Raw genomic sequence first — 17,781 nt, forward strand, 5'->3', positions numbered from 1 at the left:
TCTAAAAAAGAAGAAATGTTTAATAAATTTATACATAGACCCGTTTTTGCAATTATAATTTCGATTATAATTGTCTTTATAGGTACGCTGTCCATCAAACAGCTTCCTATATCGCAATTTCCACAAATTGCGCCTACAACCGTAAATATCTTTATCGCTTATCCAGGTGCAAGTGCCGATGTATTGGTAAAATCTACCTTAATTACCTTAGAGAATTCGCTTAATGGTACACAAGGTGTTCGTTACATGGCTACAGATGCAACAAGTGCCGGAGAAGCAACACTTAGAATAATTTTTGAACCAGGAACCGATCCTAATGAAGCTGTAATTAGAGTTAAAACAAGGGTAGATCAGGTAATGCCATTATTACCTGAACTGGTTCAGCGTGAAGGAGTCGTTATTACTCCTATTCAACCGAGTATGTTGATGTATGTCAACCTTTACTCGAAGAGCAAAAGCATGGATGAGAAGTTTCTCTACAACTATGCCGATGTAAAAATGATTCCAGAAATTAGCCGTGTTAAAGGTGTTGCAAGAACTCAGATTCTTGGAAGCCGTAAATACGCCATGCGCGTTTGGTTGAATCCTGATAGAATGAGAGCTTATAAAATTTCTGTTGAAGAAGTTATGCAAGCACTTCAAGAACAAAGTATTATTGGCCGTCCTGGGCGATTAGGACAAAGTTCTGGTATTGCTGCACAATCTTTAGAATATGTGTTGACGTATAAAGGAAGATACGATGAGCCTAAACAATATGAAAATGTAATTGTGCGTGCCAATTCTGAAGGTGAAAGCATTCGCTTAAAAGACATTGCAAAAGTTGAATTAGGAAGCGAATTCTTTGATATTTACTCGAATCTAGACGGTCATCCTTCTGCAGCAATTGTATTAAAACAAAACTACGGAAGTAACGCGAGTGACGTAATTAATGATGTTAAAGCGAAACTGGAAGAAATGAAAGCGAGTTTTCCTCCAGGAATGGATTATAAAATTAGTTATGACGTTTCTCAATTCTTGGATGCTTCTATCGATCAAGTTGTTCATACTTTGAGAGATGCTTTCATTTTGGTAGCTTTGGTTGTATTTATATTTTTAGGAGATTGGCGTTCTACTTTAATTCCAATTATTGCCGTTCCAGTATCTTTAATTGGCGCTTTCTTTGTGATTCAGCTGTTTGGAATGTCAATTAACTTGGTTACTCTTTTTTCATTGGTATTAGCAATCGGAATTGTAGTCGATAACGCTATTGTCGTCGTCGAGGCCGTCCATGCCAAATTTGAAGAATTTCCGCATATTACACCTTATCATGCCGTTAAATTAGTATTGGGCGAAATTGGAGGTGCCATTATTGCTATTACAGCCGTTATGGTTTCTGTATTTATTCCTGTTTCGTTTATGTCTGGTCCCGTGGGAACTTTCTACAGACAATTTTCGGTTACGATGTCGAGCTCAATTATCATTTCTGCCATTGTAGCTTTGACCCTTACTCCTGTTCTCTGTGCTATTCTTTTAAAAAACAATCATGGAAAGCAGAAAAAAGGAAATGTCCTGACAAAATCTCTAGATGCTTTTAACAGATGGTTTGAAAGACTTACAGGCCGCTATGTTGTGGTTTTAAAAACAATTGTAAGCAGAAGAGTTTTAACTTTCGGAATTCTAATTGCTTTCTGTGCTTTTATTTTTATAGAAAATAAAGTACTCCCTTCTGGATTTATTCCGAGTGAAGATCAGGGAACCATTTACGGAATCATTCAAACACCTCCTGGCGCTACTTTAGAAAGAACCAATCAGGTTGCTCAGAAATTGCAAAAAATCTGTGAAAAAGTCGAAGGCGTTGAATCTGTTTCTTCTTTGGCAGGTTACGAAATCATGACGGAAGGTCGTGGTTCTAATGCTGGAACCTGTTTAATTAACTTAAAATCATGGTCTGACAGAAAGCATTCTGTAACAGAAATCATGGAAGAATTAGAAAAGAAATCTAAAGATCTAGGTGCTGTCGTAGAGTTTTTTGAACCGCCCGCAATTCCAGGATTTGGTTCTTCTGGTGGTTTTTCTATGCGTTTACTAGACAAAACTACCAGTACCAATTACCAGGAATTTGATAAGATCAACAAGCAGTTTATGGCCGAACTAGGAAAACGTAAAGAGCTTTCTGGTTTGTTTACTTTCTTTGCTGCCAATTATCCGCAATACGAACTGGAGATCAATAATGATTTAGCAATGCAAAAAGGCGTTTCTATTGGTAAAGCAATGGAAAACTTAAATATTTTAATTGGAAGTACCTACGAACAAGGTTTTATCAAATTTGGACGTTTCTTTAAATTATATGTACAATCTGACCCAAAATTTAGAAGACTCCCATCAGATGTATTGAATCTCTTTGTAAAAAATGATCATGGAGAAATGGTGCCTTATTCTGCCTTTATGACTCTTAAAAAAACACAGGGACCTAATGAGATCACGCGTTACAACATGTATAATTCTGCTGCTATTCAGGGTCAGCCTGCAAAAGGATACACCACTGCAGATGCCATTAAAGCGGTACAGGAAACCGCTCTTAAAACACTTCCTAAAGGGTATGATATTGCATGGGAAGGTCTTTCTTATGATGAAGCTGGAAGAGGCAACGAATCGCTTTATATCTTTTTAGTGGTATTGGCTTTCGTTTACTTCGTATTGGCTGCACAATATGAGAGTTTTATTATTCCGTTGTCTGTAATTTTATCTATTCCTGTTGGAATTTTAGGTTCGTTTGTCATTCTTCAAATGATGGGCTTGCAAAACGATATTTACGCTCAAATCGGATTGATTATGCTGGTCGGATTGCTTGGTAAAAATGCCGTACTGATCGTCGAATTTGCTGTATTAAAACATTCGCAAGGCGCGACAATTCTCGAAGCTGCAATTGAAGGTGCCAAAGTTCGTTTTAGACCTATCTTAATGACATCATTTGCCTTTATTGCTGGTTTGATACCGTTAATTTTTGCTTCTGGAGCGGGCGCAATTGGAAACAGAACTATTGGAGGATCTGCGCTTGGAGGAATGCTTTTCGGAACCATTTTCGGAGTAATCATAGTTCCTGGACTATATTACATTTTTGGTTCATTGGCACAAGGCCGAAAACTAATTAAAGGAGAAGAAGAAAGCTCATTATCTGATGATTTCATGCATCATGTAGATGATTTTTCAACAAACAATCAAACGGAGGAAAATGAAGAATAACAGAAATATTAAATACGCAGGTCTTATCTGCGTATTACTCTCTATAGCGGGTTGTAAAACAACTTCTATTGTAGAAAAAACAGAAAACAAAACGGTACCCGAAAACTATGCTGATAATGGTTTAGATACCCTCAATACTGGAAAAGTTCAATGGAGAAGTTATTTTACAGATGAAAATTTGGAGAATCTGATTGATATTGCATTGAAAAACAATCAGGAATTGAATATTACGCTTCAAGAAATTGAAATTGCTAAAAGCGAAGTAAAAGCACGAAAAGGAGAATACCTGCCATTTGTTGGTTTTAGCGCTGGTGCCGACTTAACCAAATCTGGACGATACACCAGCACAGGTTCTGGCGAAGCAACAACAGATATTATGCCTGGCAAAGAAACACCTGATCCGCTTCCTAATTATCGTTTTGCACTGACTTCAAGTTGGGAAATAGATATTTGGAACAAACTTCATAATGCAAAAAAAGCCGCTTTAAACCGTTATTTAGGTTCTATTGAAGGAAAGAATTTTGTGATTACCAATTTGATTGCAGAAATAGCCGATTCGTATTATGAACTTTTAGCATTAGATAATCAACTAGAAATCACCAAACAAAATATTGACATTCAAACCAATGCTTTAAAAGTGGTTAAAATACAGAAAGAAGCCGCAAGAGTGAACGAATTGGCTGTACGTAGATTTGAAGCGCAGATTTTAAGTACGCAAAGTCTTCAGTTTGATATTCAACAGCAAATTACTGAAACGGAGAATAAAATCAATTTCTTATTAGGGCGTTTTCCTCAAAAAATTGCTAGAAGCAGCAATACTTTCAGCACTATTACTCCGGCAGATATTCACGCAGGAGTACCTTCACAGCTTTTAGAGAATCGTCCAGATATTAAAAAAGCAGAAATGGAACTAATTGCTGCAAAACTGGATATTAAAGCTACTAAAGCAAAATTTTACCCTTCGCTAGGCATTTCTGCAGGGATTGGATATGAAGCTTTTAATACCAAATATTTACTGACTTCTCCAGAATCTTTGTTGTATTCTATAGCAGGCGATTTGGTTGCTCCTCTAATTAATAGAAATGCAATAAAAACAGAATATCTTACCGCTGGAGCTAAGCAAATTCAGGCTGTATACAATTATGAAAGAACATTGGTAAATGCTTATATTGAAGTTGCCAACCAATTGTCTAAAATTCAAAATACGGCAAAAAGCTATGACTTGAAGTCACAGCAAGTTGATGCTTTAAACGAATCTGTTCAGATATCTAACAATTTGTTTAGTTCTGCCAGAGCAGATTATATGGAAGTTTTATTGACTCAAAAAGATGCTTTAGAATCAAAATTTGAACTTATCGAAACCAAAAAACAGCAGATGAACGCCTTTGTTAATGTTTACAGAGCATTAGGAGGTGGCTGGAATTAGTAGTTTTCATTTTTATTTTTTGAAAAGGAGATTGGCTGAAAAGCTAATCTCCTTTTTGTATTTAAAATGCTAAGCTCTTACTTAACTAAATATTTTTTTTATAATTTTAGTACATTAAAATTCAGATTTTCTACAAAATTAAAATGAAAATTCGCAGCATGAAAATTTTAATTATAGAAGACGAAAAAGAAATTGCCAAAAACATTAAAAATTACTTTAATAGCAATGGCATTCAATGCGAAACAGCTCATACCTATAGTCTAGCACTTAACAAAATTGAAAGTTATGATTACGATTGCATTCTTTTAGATTTAATGCTACCTGATGGAGACGGATTCGAAATATTAAAAGAACTAAAAAATAAAAATAAAACAGAAGGCATAATTATCATTTCGGCTAAAGAAACTCTAGAAACAAGAATAGAAGGTTTTAATCTTGGAGCCGATGACTTTCTTACTAAACCTTTTCATCTTTCTGAGCTTCTTGTTCGCATGCAAGCTCTTATACGCCGCAAAAACTTTAAAGGCAGTAATTCTGTCGTGTATAACGAAATAACTGTTGATATTCTCTCAAAAAATGTTACGATAAAAGATCAAAAAATTGATCTCACCAAAAAAGAACTTGATTTATTATTATTTCTTATCGGAAACAAAGAAAGAGTGTTGTCAAAATCTGCAATTGCAGAACATCTTTCTGGCGATATGGCAGATATGCTAGATAATCATGATTTTATTTATGCTCATATAAAAAACTTAAAAAAGAAACTCAGTCAGGCTGGCGCTGGAGATTATATAAAAACGGTTTACGGATTAGGATATCGATGGGAAAATGAATAAAAAAAAATTACTTCACAAAAGCACAGAAAGCTTTCTTATTTTTTCAGTTATAATACTTCTGATTGCAGCTCCTGTTTTCTATTTCATTAGCCAATGGCTTTATATATACGAAACAGAAGAAGTTCTTTTGATGCATAAAGGTGCTTTTGTAAAAGAGAGTCATTCTAATTTTACAGAAAAAGATATAAAGCTTTGGAATAAATACAATCGTGATGTTATGATTGTTCCCGATATGGGCGTAAAAAAGGACAGTATTGTTGGGGTTATAATGTACGATTCGATTGCTGAAGCAGATGAACCTTTTCGTATTATATATTCTCCTGTTAAAATAAATGGTAAAAAATATACTTATACAGAAAGAATTAATCTTCTCGAAATGGAAGGAATGGTTTTTAGTGTAGCAGCAATGTTTTTAGTAATCATCATCATACTCCTTATTGGAATTATATTGCTTTCAAAAATAACATCGGCTAAACTATGGAAACCTTTTTACAATACTTTAGATCAAATTCATGACTTTGAAATTGACAAAAACAAAGCTCCGCACTTTACTCCTACTGATATTGACGAATTTGATCGTTTAAATAAAAGTCTTGACCTTTTAATAGAAAAAAACACAGCTATTTATAAAAGCCAGAGAGAGTTTATTGAAAATGCTGCTCATGAACTTCAAACTCCTCTTACTCTCTTCCAAACAAAAATAGAGACTTTGTCACAGCTCAATCTTAATGAAGAGCAATCTAATCTAGTGGGCTCGATTTCTAATGATGTATCCAGACTTAACAGACTTAATAAAAACTTATTGTTGCTCTCTAAAATCGATAATGAAATTTATTTTGATAAAAACCCTGTCGTAATCAACAATTATATAGAAAAACATCTTGACTTTTTTACTGAACAGGCAGCATCTAAAAGTATTGCAATTAAAACCGATTTCAGATTTAGTTTAAAAATAACAGCGAATCCAACCTTAACTGAGGTTCTAATCAATAATCTTTTTCTTAATGCCATTCGTCATAATAAAAAAGACGGAAGCATTATCGTAACTACGCTAGAAAATGAACTTATTTTTCAAAATACTGGAGTAAAAGCCCCTCTTGATACAAAAAAACTTTTCAATAGATTTTCAAAAAGCAATCCTTCTTCTCAAGGAAGCGGTCTGGGGCTGGCTATTGTTAAAAAAATTGCTGAAGCCAACAATTGGAAAATCAAGTACACTTTTGACCAGAATCTACACTGCTTCAGTATTAGATTTTAGCTAATTCAGAATTTCTGCAAAATCACTTTTAATCTTTGTTCTGCAATATATTTATAATCCAGTACAATGAAATTAAAAATGATTTTGCTGTTTTCATTTCTAATAATAGAAGTTTTCAGCACGACCGCACAAAACCATACTGCATCTGTTTCAGGCCTTATAAAAGATAATGTATCTAAAGAATCTGTACCATTTGCCAATGTCCTAATTAAAAACGCCTCTGATCAAAAATTCATAGCAGGAACTGTAACCAGCGAAGATGGACGCTTTACTATTCCAAATATAACTTCTGGAAATTATCTGCTTGAAATTACTTCAACAGGATTTAAAATGAAGACACAGAAACTATTTATCGGAAATCTTTCTGAATATCTTGATCTGAATAGTATTGAAATTGAACCAGACATCAATAATCTTGCTGAAGTTGTAGTGACCAATAAACCTTCAGGATCAAGTAATCAAATAGATAAAAAAGTATTTTCGGTTGCAGACAATATCACGCAAAGTGGCGGATCTGTACTTCAATCTATGCAGTCTCTTCCAGGTGTTACCACCAACGATGGAAAAATTCAGCTTAGAGGAAATGATAAAGTAATAATTTTAATTGACGGAAAACAAACTGCTCTTACTGGTTTTGGAAACCAATCGGGTCTGGATAATATTCCTGCTTCTGCTATTGAAAAAATTGAAATTATAAATAATCCATCGTCAAAATTTGATGCGAATGGAAATGCCGGAATTATCAATATTATTTATAAAAAAAACAAACAAGAAGGCTTTAATGGTAAAATTGGAATTAGTTCGGGATATGGAGCTTTGTGGGAGCGAAAAGCAAATCTTCCTTCTGTACGTCCTCAATACCAAATGACACCAAAAATAAATCCTTCGCTTTCCTTAAATTATCGCAAAGAAAAAATAAACGCTTATCTGCAAGTAGATTATTTGTATACAGAAACACTGAATAAAAACGAATTTGTAAACCGTACTTATGATGATGGCACTGTTATAAATCAGCAAACAGTTAGAAATCGCGATACGCATTTTACAACATTAAAAACGGGCATTGACTGGAATTATAACGAGAACAATACTTTTGCTTTTTCTGGTCTTTTTGGTAGTGAAAAAATTATTGATAATGGAGACGAGCCTTTCTTTAATCAAGATTACTCACAACGTCTTCGTCTATGGCAGTTTTTAGAAGATGAATTAAAAACAACTGTAATGGCAAGTGCTTCTTACGAACATAAATTTATGGGAGCTGGACATAAGCTAAACGCTGGAATTAATTACACTTATCATAGAGAAGACGAGAAATATTTCTTTACCAATACATTGCCTGACTTTATAGGTCAAGATGCTTTTAAGCTCCTTTCTGATGAAAAGGTTCTCGATTTGAATGTCGATTATGTTCGCCCGTTAAAATATGGACGTTTTGAAACCGGTTTTAAATTTAGAAATCGAGAGATTCCAACCAATATGCAGTTTTTTCCAGGCGAAAATTCTCCTATTGATGCGGCAGCTGGCGGCTGGGCAGTATACAAAGAAATTATTCCTGCACTCTATTCTAATTACATCTACGAAACCAATAAAATTGAAGCAGAAATAGGGCTTCGTCTCGAATATGTAAAGTTGAACTATGATGTAAATCCCGATCATCCAACGTATAAAAGTAATGGTTATAATTATACAGAACCTTTTCCGAGTGTTCGTTTTGGCTATAAAATAAATGAACAAAATAAAATTACAGCATTTTATAATCGCAGAGTTGACAGGCCAAATGAAGTGGATATTCGTATTTTTCCAAAATATGATGATGCAGAGATCATAAAAGTCGGCAACCCTGCTTTAAAACCTCAATTTACAAGTGCATTTGAACTTGGATACAAAAAAAGCATCGAAAAAGGAAGTCTTATAGCTTCTCTTTACTATAGAATTATAAACGGAACCATAACTAGAATTGCTACAACTGTTCCTGGAAGCACATTGATTTATAATGTTTTTCAAAATGCAGATAAAAGCACTTCGGCTGGTATTGAGGCCATTTATACGCAAGAACTTACTTCATGGTATTCTTTTAATTTGAATGGAAATCTTTATCAAAATACAATTGATGCTTTTTCGGTTACCAACTTGTATCCGCAACCAAGCACCTACTTTGGCGAACGACAGCAGATGGTTTCTGGAAATTTAAAATGGAACAATACTTTGCTGTTTGACAAGACTTTAAAAGGGCAAATTTCAATGATTTATTTAGCTCCAGACATTATTGCTCAAGGCAAAATTAATTCAAGATTTTCAGTAGATCTTGGAATTAAAAAAACGGTTCAGAAAGGAAAGGGAGAAGTTTTTTTAAATGCATCTGATATCTTTAACACCCTTATAATTCAAAAAGAAGTTCAAGGAATGGGCTTCTCATACAATAGTAAAGATTATTATGAAACACAAGTGATACGTTTTGGATACAGTTACAAATTCTAGATTTCAAAAATTCAAATTTAGATTTTATGGCTTTTGAACTTATAATCTTATTTTAAATGGCAAAAAAGACAAAACTTCAAGAAATTCGCTTAAAGCGTCAAATCAATCAAGACGTTATGGCTGTTCTAGTAAACATGAAGCAGGGAACTTACAGTAGAAAAGAACGAGGTCTTACTAGCATCTCTGATTCTGAATGGGAAAGAATTGCATTGGTTCTAGGTGTCAATAAAGAAGATATTTATCAAAACGACAAACGTGCAAGCCTTTCTTCTGGCAAAACTGGTGTGTCTAATACGTTTACACCTGTAGAAATGCTAAAAAAAATCGACTCTCTCGAAAAAGAGAATAAGAAACTTAAAGCAGAAATTAAAACACTGAAAAAATTAATCAAGCAATAGAACCTCAACATATAAAAAAGTCCTGCTTATTACGTAGCAGGCTTTTTTATGCTTAACTATAGATCATTAAAATTGTTCCAGATATAATAAGCAATACTCCAAAAATTCCTAGCGGACTTATTTTTTCATGCAGAAATATAACTGATAATATTACAGCAATAGCAACACTTATTTTATCTACTGGCGCAACTTGAGAAACTTTTCCGGCTTGTAAAGCCTTAAAGTAAAATATCCAAGAAAGACCTGTTGCAATACCAGACAAACAAAGAAAAATCAAATTTTCTCTAGTAAGTAGGGAAATATTCTTTGTTGCACCCTTAAAAAAAACAATTCCCCATGCCAAGATCAAGATAATTACTGTTCTAATAGCCGTAGCTAGATCTGTATCTACATTTTTGATACCCATTTTGGCAAAAATAGCAGTCAAAGCTGCAAACAAAGCCGAAAGTAAGGCAAATATCCACCACATAATTTATTGTTTTTTAAGATTATTAATGAATTGTAAAAAAGCAAATATTAGACATAATTCTGAAAAAATTCTGCATGTTTTATTCAAAATCCTTCTATGTAAAAACATTCTTTTTCCTTTAAAAATTAGTCTATATAAAGTTCTTATTAAAACTGCATTAAATAAAAATTAATTGAGGAAAAAATCAGAATTAATTCAGAATTGGAATCTAAATTTCCCTTCAAAAAAAACATTTAGAAAAGATTCAACAACATTTATTGCAGTCGTATTAACTATGGATTATCCTTTTTACAAATCGTTTTTAGAAAAAAAAATACCTTTCAGAGACATTTTTCAAAATGCAGAATGTATTAACGCAAGTGTCGGAGACAGATACTCAAAATTAAAGATATCCTTATTTTTTCTGCCTCTATTACTCCTTTTTGCAATTGCAGCCTTTCTTTTTCAAAAAAATGCTTTCACTGCAGATTCTTACATTGCACTGCAAAAAAATAGTTTTTATTACATCAATTCTATTTTAGGCCAATTTCCAAGTATTGAATATAATCTAACACAAGTAGGAAATGCTTTGATACCATTTTCTTTTTTGGCTATTCTTGTTGTTTATGTGCCTAAAATATGGGAAGCTTTGGCCTCGGGATCACTCCTATCTCTTTTACTTTGCAATTTTTTAAAAGGGTTCTTTGCAGTTCCAAGACCTGCGGCCGCATTGGATAATAACAGCTTTATAATTATCGGAAAAATAGTATGCGGAAATAATAGTATGCCTTCTGGACATTCTATTACCATTTTTACAACCATTACAATTTTGCTTTTTGGATTTATGCCTTTAAAATTAAATTCTAAAATTTTATGGTGCTGTATACTGACCGCTTTAGGATTGGTTTTAATATTAACCAGAGTTGCTGTTGGTGCACATTATCCTCTTGATGTAATTGTTGGAGCCATCATTGGATACATCTCAGGATTACTTGGTATTTTTATAAATCGAAAATATAATATTTGGCAATGGATTAATAATAAAAAATTCTATCCTGTTTTTATTCTAGGTTTTACCATGTGCGCCTACTGCCTTATACATAAAATAATTGACGAAAATCTGGTAATTTATTATCTATCTTTAATCGCTATAATTATATCCCTTTATGAAATTACTACAGCCTATATTAAGAGGTAATTTAAAAATAGCTCATTTTGCTCTTTTAATGAGTTTTATTAATTTTCTATTCTTTCACTATCCATTCTTTAAATTTGTATTTCATAATATTGATTATAAAAGTTTTAACGGAATAATTATTATTATCAGCCTTGTAGTAGCAATGATTGTTGCAAACTTCTTTGCTTTTTATCTTTTCTTATTTATATCCAAATACTTTGGCAAATTTCTGCTGGTACTTTTTTTTACTATTAGTGCAATTGCTGTTTATTTTATTAATACATATAGCGTTATCATAGATGAAAGCATGATTGGTAATATACTAAACACAAATTATGATGAATCAAGCAGTTTTTTCTCTTTTAAACTAATAATCTACGTTTTGTTTTTAGGTATTTTGCCTAGTCTATACATTATCAAAACTGAAATTGTAAATGTGCCCGCCAAAACCTTTTTGAAAACAATTTCTCTTACTCTTTTATTTCTTCTAATTTTAGTATTTGTAAATGCTGGAAACTGGTTATGGATTGATAAAAATTCGAAAACATTGGGCGGACTTGCAATGCCATGGTCTTATTCTGTAAACACTTCACTTTTTTATATTCATAAACATAAAAAAAATGAAAAAGAAATTCTATTGCCTAATGCTACTATAAAAGACAACAAAAAATCTGTTGTAATTTTAGTAATAGGAGAATCTGCAAGAAGTCAGAATTTTTCTTTATACGGATACAAAAAAAATACTAATCCATATCTTTCTAAAACAGAAAACCTTTACCACTTTGATGCAACATCTTCTGCAACATATACTACTGCTGGTGTAAAAGCTATTTTAGATTATAAAAAGACTGATGATCTTTATGAAATTCTGCCTAATTATTTGTACCGAAATGATGTTGAAGTTGTTTGGAGAACTACAAACTGGGGAGAACCTCCTGTACATATAAAAAATTATCAAAAAAGAGACGTTCTAATGCCTAGCTGTAAAGGTGAAGGATGCAATTATGATGAAATCCTTTTGACTGGTTTAAAAAAACAAATACTGGCAAGTGCAAAAAAAAAGATATTAATAATACTGCATACAAGTACAAGTCATGGCCCAACATACAGTAAAAAATATCCAAAGCAGTTTGAAACTTTTAAGCCCGTCTGCAATAGTGTTGAATTAGGAAACTGCTCTCAAACAGAGTTAATAAATGCTTATGACAACACAATTGTTTATACAGATTATATCTTGCATACTATAATTGAAGACTTGAAACAATTAAAAGATTATAACAGCACCATGCTATTCGTTTCGGATCACGGAGAATCACTAGGAGAAAAAAATCTTTACATGCATGGTCTTCCTTTGAGCATTGCTCCAAAAGAGCAATATGAAATTCCTTTTATTGTTTGGGTTTCAAACGATTCAATTAAACTTAAGCCTAATCAGACACTTTCGCAACAAAATGTATTTCACAGTGTCTTGAAGTTTTTAAATGTTCAAAGTCCGATTTATGATGAAAATTTAAACATCTTTAAATAATTCAGCGTTTGTATTATTTACAAATCATCTACCTCTGATTGTATTTCAAGATAAGACAAATAAAAAAAGCTCATTTATTTGCTAAATGAGCTTTTTCTTTATCTTGTTATTTTGGCGTAAAACCATCTTTCACGAGCGTAACTTATTCCTTTATACAATACTAATCCGAAAATTACATAAAAAGAAACTTTAAAATAAATAGCAAGATACCAAGATCTAGTTTGAGAATTATAGTATTCTATTGGAGCATCTCTTAAGAAAAAATTTCCTGTCAATTTGCTTTTGTAAAGTGGTTGCTTATCAAAATTTTCCTTTAGATATTCGAGCTTCGTTATTCTTAATTCTATTTCTGATTGATTACCTAAAGTTATTCCTTTGACTAGATAGGATAATCCCGTTCCCTCACCTGTTCCAGCATCTTCAGAAATTTGTTTGATTAATAAAACATCATTTACAGTGTATTTATTTTTATTCCTAAAGCTTTTTAGATTTTCATATTCGTTCAAATAACTATCCGTAATGAGACTTCCTATTGTTATTACAGTAGATATAATCACATTACAAACAATAAGAAAAGCTAAAAATGCTATTCCTGCTCTTTTTATCACTTTAAATTATTTTATATAACATTCAGCTTACATTTCTTTTAAATTGGTTTCTATTTTCTCTCCATCTTTACTTATGGTTACACGTTTCTCAATATTCGCTTTGTCTATGTATGACGATCTTGCTGTTCCATAATTAGTTGTAGAACCTGCGTAGCCCCAATAGTTATAATAATTGGTATATCCTGAGACATAAGAATAGTTGTAAGAGTTAGAAAAATCAAAACTAGCCATAACGACATAAGTGCCTGGCATAAGATCTAAAAACTCAAAATGTCCTTCGTCATCATATACTTTGGCTTTTTTTACTGAATAACCAAAATCAGAATGTAGAGGAACTTCTGGCATTTTTTTCTGTTTTCGTATTTTTTTGTTGACTTCTACCCATTCTTCATAATAATCAGAACTTGGAAAAAGTGTAATCTCAGTTCCTTTTGGAGCATATTGCTTTTTAGCCGTATTTACTAAACCTCCTAATTTTTTACCAGAGTTTGCTCTTGCATAAGCTGTTCCAATAATAACACTATTGCCTTTTGAAATCTGCTGAACAACTTGTTCTTTGTTAAATTTACTTTTAATGGGCTGATAATCTAACTCTTCGTTAACTGTAATTTCCCACATGCCTTTACCCATTGACATTTCGCGTTGCCAAAGGCGGTGATCCTTTTTATCAATTATATAATTATACACAGCACCTGTACTTTCTTCTGAAACAGTAACAAGCCATGTATCATGCTTACCTGTTCTTGGAGAGTAATAGCTAAAACTTTTTACCTCCTTGACACTATAAGGCTCTGTAAGCACTTTTGATTCATCATTATAATAAAACTGAAAAAAACGGGCTTTATAACCTACATCTAATGGCAATGTACCAATCATGTGGTCAGTCCAATTGAAATCTATAAATGGTTCTGTCGGATTCAGTTTTAATTTTTTATCCTTTTTGGTTTTCTTAGAATAATAATTTCCTGTAATGGGGTCAGTAAAATCTAAGTTTAATTTGGTTTCCTTTCTATCGCTAGTATAGCTAATGGGTTTTAGCGTTTGAGCATCTGCTACAGAAATATGTGTGGTCGTTTTTCCATTGTCCTTTGGAGTATAGACATTGGACAACGTTAGCTGATTGTTGGCTAAAGTAATATCATATGCTAATGATCCCATCTTTGTCCAGCTTGTATCTTTAACATAATATACTGTGTAAAGAGACTTTTCCTGTTTAATGTATTTGGTATTGATATCCTTGCCTCCGGGAGTTATTGTCTTCTGACAAAATGCAGTAAATGGAAGCAGACTTACTGTTAAAAAAAGTGCATACAATTTCATAGTGGCTAATAATGATTAATGGGGCAAATGTTTTTGTTTGTAATTCAAATGTAGTAAAAATCTTTTTATTTCTTTTTTTCCAGAATTTATCCAAATCCAATTAATTTATTAAAGCATTAAAAATCAATCAATTACAACATATTACAATTTATAATCAACATTTAGCAGGTTTTTGACTTCCAAAAAACATACTATTTATATACTAAATATGTACACTGGATTTATGTGTACGTAAAAACGTACTTTATTACCCCTTGCCTAAACTATTAATAATCAACTTTACACTTTCGGTTTCAAATACTACTATCTATTTTACTAACTATTAATTGTTTACTAACCTTAAAATTTAAAAAATGAAGAAAATCATAAAATTAACTTGTATGCTAGCCACTACAGCATTGCTATTTTATTCTTGCGAAAAGGAACAAGATTTAGATGTGGCTAAAATTGCTAAGAAAGATGCACCCGTATTGGCTAATAAAGACACTCTTTCTGTAAATTCTGAACTTCAAGGTAGCGCAACTGCAAAAGGAACGGCTACTGCAAGAACCATAACTTTGCAAACCAATACCTTATCTTGCCCTGGTGGATTGTGCACATCGTATGGGGTTTGGTCTACTGGAGTTTATACGGTTTGGTTTCAAATGAAATTTAACAACGGATTTTTCTGGAGCCGAGGCGGCAAATGCGGATATGGTATCTTAATTGGCGACCAAAATACAGGCGGTGATCCTGGTTGGGACGGAAATGGCGGTAGCGCAAGATTTATGTGGTATTGTCCAAACGGATCTAATTCTGCTAAAGGAAGTGGCGCTTATCTTCAGCCTTATGTGTATTATAGAGATCAGCCTGGACAATATGGCAATGATTTTGGAAAGAAATATTATATACAGGAAGGTGTTACTTATAATTGCCAGATATCTGTAAAACTAAACACAGGATCAAATACTGACGGATATGTTAAATATTACGTAAATGGCACAGAGATATTAAACGAAAAAATTCGTTGGGTAACAAACGATTCTAAACGAAATGTCAATGCAGTAAGCTTACATACTTTCCGTGGCGGAAGTCAAGAATACTGGAAAGCTCCTGTAACAAGCTCTATTTACTATCCTAGTGCTTCTTGGGACGCTTTATAATATATAATACACTTTAAAGAAATTTGAACCGAAAAAATAAACCCTACAACTTCGATGTTTTTTAATTAATAAAGCATCGAAGTTGTTTTAGTTAAAACCTTCTACAATTCTTTCTTAAAACAAATACTGGTTTCTATTCCAGCATATTGTCCATAATTTTCGATAACTGTATAAGTTCTAGTATATAATGCCACCGCTTCTACTTGCACATTACTTGTTTCTAAAACAGAAAACTTATAACCCAATTCTTTTGCCCAACTTTCAAGTTGGTTTAAAATATTATATGCTATTCCTCTTCCTCTATATTCTTCAGAAACAAACATACGTTTTACCTCAACAGATTCATTATCGAATTGTTTTATAGCTCCGCAACCAACTGCAACGCCGTTGATATAAGCAATAATAACATGCTTAATAGCATCTACCTTATTAAACTGATTGAAGTATTCCTGCATGTCTCCATTTCTGCTTGCTAAGTTCTCATCTAGTTTTACAATTAAATTTGCAAAATCGGTGTTTTGAGAAGTCGTTCTAACGAATTTTAGATCTTCAGTATATCCGTATATTTTCATATCTGTTAAGTCTTCTTCTCTTTTTCTATAATCTTTCTTTAAAAGCCCTTCATATACAAATCCAGAACGCTCCGCAACTTTAATGCTTGCTGTATTATCTACAGCAATTTTCATAAATAATCTATTAAACTTTTTCTTTGCAAAACACCAATTTTTAAATGCTGTTAATGCTTCAGCACCGTAATTATTGCCACTATATTTTTCGAAAATAAAATAAGCAAGTTCGCCTTTTGGCACTTTCCAGTCAATTTCTCTAACCGATATATGACCTATAAATTCATTATTTTCTTTTAAAAATATAGCGCAAGCAAAACCTTTACTTTCTTGCCAATCTATGGTTTTCTGCTCCATATATTTTTTTGCAGCTTCCAAACTGTCGTTAACCTTTAGCATATTAGTAAAGTAATCGTACAAGTATTCGCGATTATCGGTTATGCTTTTAAAAAAACATTCAGAATGTTCGGGACTGTACGGTTTTATTATAAGGTTTTTGGTTGTTATCATTTTATGGTAAATTGTAGTTGTGCTTTTCTAAAGGTAAAACTATACAAAAACCTGATGCATAAAAATGCTATTTTTCTATTAGTTAATGCGTTTTTTGCATTAGGTTGCTTTTTTAAATAAGTAGTAATCGAAAAGAAGAAATGCTTCAAATCAAAAAGCATTCTAAAACTAAATCAGCTTATTTTTAATCTCTTTATACTTAGAACGACCGATTGGCAACAAGTCGCCGTTTTTGAGTTGCATACTATACTTTCCTCCTGCTTCTACCGCAATTTTATCTGCTTGTTCCCAAGAGAGAATATACGATTTATGTATTCTTTCGAAGGTGTCAGGAAGCAGTTTTTCTAAAGCTTCAAGCGATTTATCGTGTAATTCTATTTTATTATTTGCCAAATGCAATTCGGTATAAATTCCTGCGCCTTTTATGTATAAAATTTCATTAACAGGAACGAGTTTAAAGGTCTTTGCTTTTCTTACTGCCAAAAAACGAACATCGGCGCCAGATTGTTTTCCTTGAGCGGTAAAGCGTGTAAAGGCTTGCGATAATCTGTTTTGATCGAAAGGCTTTGGTACAAAATCTAAAACACCATAATTAAAAGCTGTAATGGCTTTATCGGTGTAAGCTGATACAATAATGGTCTGAAACGGACCAGCAACAAAAGTCTGCAGGATTTCAAACCCATCTTCTCCATTAAGATTCAAATCTAAAAGCAGCAAATCAATTTCATTATTTTCAATAATCAAAAGTCCGTTTTCGAGAGAATCAGAAATCAGAATCTGAGCGTCTTTATCAAAGAAATCACGTGTCATTCTTTCTACTCTCTTGGCAATACGAGCTTCATCTTCAATTATGAGTATTTTCAT

At 32.7% G+C, this 17,781-nt stretch carries 14 protein-coding genes; 9 read left to right on the forward strand and 5 right to left on the reverse strand.

Translation table 11 applies throughout. From position 1 onward, the window contains the following. Positions 1–15: 15 nt before the first annotated feature. From JC605_RS08895 to JC605_RS08920, 6 genes are all read left to right on the forward strand, one after another. Positions 16–3,222: an efflux RND transporter permease subunit gene (locus tag JC605_RS08895; RefSeq protein WP_198855834.1), complete on the forward strand. Its 3,207-nt coding sequence runs from the start codon at positions 16–18 to the stop codon at positions 3,220–3,222. After that, positions 3,212–4,648, forward strand: coding sequence for a TolC family protein (locus JC605_RS08900; protein ID WP_198855835.1), 1,437 nt, complete (start codon positions 3,212–3,214; stop codon positions 4,646–4,648). The genes JC605_RS08895 and JC605_RS08900 overlap by 11 nt, the downstream gene beginning before the upstream one ends. A gap of 158 nt (positions 4,649–4,806) precedes the next feature. Then, the gene (locus JC605_RS08905; RefSeq protein ID WP_198855836.1) at positions 4,807–5,484 is read left to right on the forward strand and encodes a response regulator transcription factor; all 678 of its coding nucleotides are present in this window, start codon (positions 4,807–4,809) and stop codon (positions 5,482–5,484) included. Further along, positions 5,477–6,742: a HAMP domain-containing sensor histidine kinase gene (locus JC605_RS08910; RefSeq protein WP_198855837.1), complete on the forward strand. Its 1,266-nt coding sequence runs from the start codon at positions 5,477–5,479 to the stop codon at positions 6,740–6,742. Before JC605_RS08905 ends, JC605_RS08910 begins: the two co-directional genes overlap by 8 nt. Positions 6,743–6,808: 66 nt before the next feature. Further along, the gene (locus JC605_RS08915; RefSeq protein WP_198855838.1) at positions 6,809–9,220 is read left to right on the forward strand and encodes a TonB-dependent receptor domain-containing protein; all 2,412 of its coding nucleotides are present in this window, start codon (positions 6,809–6,811) and stop codon (positions 9,218–9,220) included. A gap of 56 nt (positions 9,221–9,276) precedes the next feature. Beyond that, positions 9,277–9,618, forward strand: a complete 342-nt coding sequence (locus tag JC605_RS08920) for a helix-turn-helix transcriptional regulator (RefSeq protein WP_198855839.1) — start codon at positions 9,277–9,279, stop codon at positions 9,616–9,618. 52 nt (positions 9,619–9,670) lie between these two features. On the opposite strand, the gene JC605_RS08925 is transcribed toward JC605_RS08920, so the two are convergent. Then, positions 9,671–10,087 (reverse strand): EamA family transporter, encoded by a 417-nt coding sequence (locus tag JC605_RS08925; protein WP_198855840.1) that lies wholly within the window; start codon positions 10,085–10,087, stop codon positions 9,671–9,673. A 172-nt stretch (positions 10,088–10,259) separates the two neighbouring features. Here JC605_RS08925 and JC605_RS08930 point away from each other — a divergent pair, with 172 nt between their 5' ends. Both JC605_RS08930 and eptA read left to right on the forward strand, forming a co-directional pair. Next, positions 10,260–11,264 carry a phosphatase PAP2 family protein gene (locus tag JC605_RS08930; RefSeq protein ID WP_233074066.1) on the forward strand — a complete coding sequence of 335 codons (1,005 nt, stop codon included), beginning with the start codon at positions 10,260–10,262 and terminating at the stop codon, positions 11,262–11,264. Then, positions 11,251–12,771 (forward strand): phosphoethanolamine--lipid A transferase EptA, encoded by a 1,521-nt coding sequence (gene eptA, locus JC605_RS08935; RefSeq protein WP_198856189.1) that lies wholly within the window; start codon positions 11,251–11,253, stop codon positions 12,769–12,771. The genes JC605_RS08930 and eptA overlap by 14 nt, the downstream gene beginning before the upstream one ends. 98 nt (positions 12,772–12,869) lie before the next feature. On the opposite strand, the gene JC605_RS08940 is transcribed toward eptA, so the two are convergent. Both JC605_RS08940 and JC605_RS08945 read right to left on the reverse strand, forming a co-directional pair. Then, entirely contained in the window at positions 12,870–13,379 is a 510-nt protein-coding gene (locus tag JC605_RS08940) for a hypothetical protein (protein WP_198855841.1), read from the reverse strand. A gap of 27 nt (positions 13,380–13,406) precedes the next feature. Next, the gene (locus JC605_RS08945) at positions 13,407–14,699 is read right to left on the reverse strand and encodes a hypothetical protein (protein WP_198855842.1); all 1,293 of its coding nucleotides are present in this window, start codon (positions 14,697–14,699) and stop codon (positions 13,407–13,409) included. Positions 14,700–15,052: 353 nt separating this feature from the next. On the opposite strand from JC605_RS08945, the gene JC605_RS08950 reads away from it, so the two are divergent. Beyond that, the gene (locus tag JC605_RS08950) at positions 15,053–15,841 is read left to right on the forward strand and encodes a polysaccharide lyase (RefSeq protein ID WP_198855843.1); all 789 of its coding nucleotides are present in this window, start codon (positions 15,053–15,055) and stop codon (positions 15,839–15,841) included. Positions 15,842–15,942: 101 nt separating this feature from the next. Here the strand turns inward: JC605_RS08950 and JC605_RS23905 are convergent, their stop codons facing one another. Further along, a complete protein-coding gene (locus JC605_RS23905) occupies positions 15,943–16,917 on the reverse strand; it encodes a GNAT family N-acetyltransferase (RefSeq protein ID WP_198855844.1) in 975 nt (324 codons plus the stop codon). Positions 16,918–17,085: 168 nt separating this feature from the next. Continuing rightward, complete coding sequence (locus tag JC605_RS08960) at positions 17,086–17,781, reverse strand: LytTR family DNA-binding domain-containing protein (protein WP_198855845.1); 696 nt, start codon at positions 17,779–17,781, stop codon at positions 17,086–17,088.

This window comes from Flavobacterium sp. IB48 (assembly GCF_016405855.1).
Lineage (GTDB): Bacteria > Bacteroidota > Bacteroidia > Flavobacteriales > Flavobacteriaceae > Flavobacterium > Flavobacterium ginsengisoli.

Coding starts and splice junctions, on each gene's coding strand:
- JC605_RS08910 (WP_198855837.1), top strand. CDS start 5,477: ATGAATAAAAAAAAATTACTTCACAAAAGCACAGAAAGCTTTCTTATT.
- JC605_RS08895 (WP_198855834.1), top strand. CDS start 16: ATGTTTAATAAATTTATACATAGACCCGTTTTTGCAATTATAATTTCG.
- JC605_RS08925 (WP_198855840.1), bottom strand. CDS start 10,087: ATGTGGTGGATATTTGCCTTACTTTCGGCTTTGTTTGCAGCTTTGACT.
- JC605_RS08950 (WP_198855843.1), top strand. CDS start 15,053: ATGAAGAAAATCATAAAATTAACTTGTATGCTAGCCACTACAGCATTG.
- JC605_RS08900 (WP_198855835.1), top strand. CDS start 3,212: ATGAAGAATAACAGAAATATTAAATACGCAGGTCTTATCTGCGTATTA.
- JC605_RS08920 (WP_198855839.1), top strand. CDS start 9,277: ATGGCAAAAAAGACAAAACTTCAAGAAATTCGCTTAAAGCGTCAAATC.
- JC605_RS08915 (WP_198855838.1), top strand. CDS start 6,809: ATGAAATTAAAAATGATTTTGCTGTTTTCATTTCTAATAATAGAAGTT.
- JC605_RS23905 (WP_198855844.1), bottom strand. CDS start 16,917: ATGATAACAACCAAAAACCTTATAATAAAACCGTACAGTCCCGAACAT.
- JC605_RS08960 (WP_198855845.1), bottom strand. CDS start 17,781: ATGAAAATACTCATAATTGAAGATGAAGCTCGTATTGCCAAGAGAGTA.
- JC605_RS08905 (WP_198855836.1), top strand. CDS start 4,807: ATGAAAATTTTAATTATAGAAGACGAAAAAGAAATTGCCAAAAACATT.
- JC605_RS08945 (WP_198855842.1), bottom strand. CDS start 14,699: ATGAAATTGTATGCACTTTTTTTAACAGTAAGTCTGCTTCCATTTACT.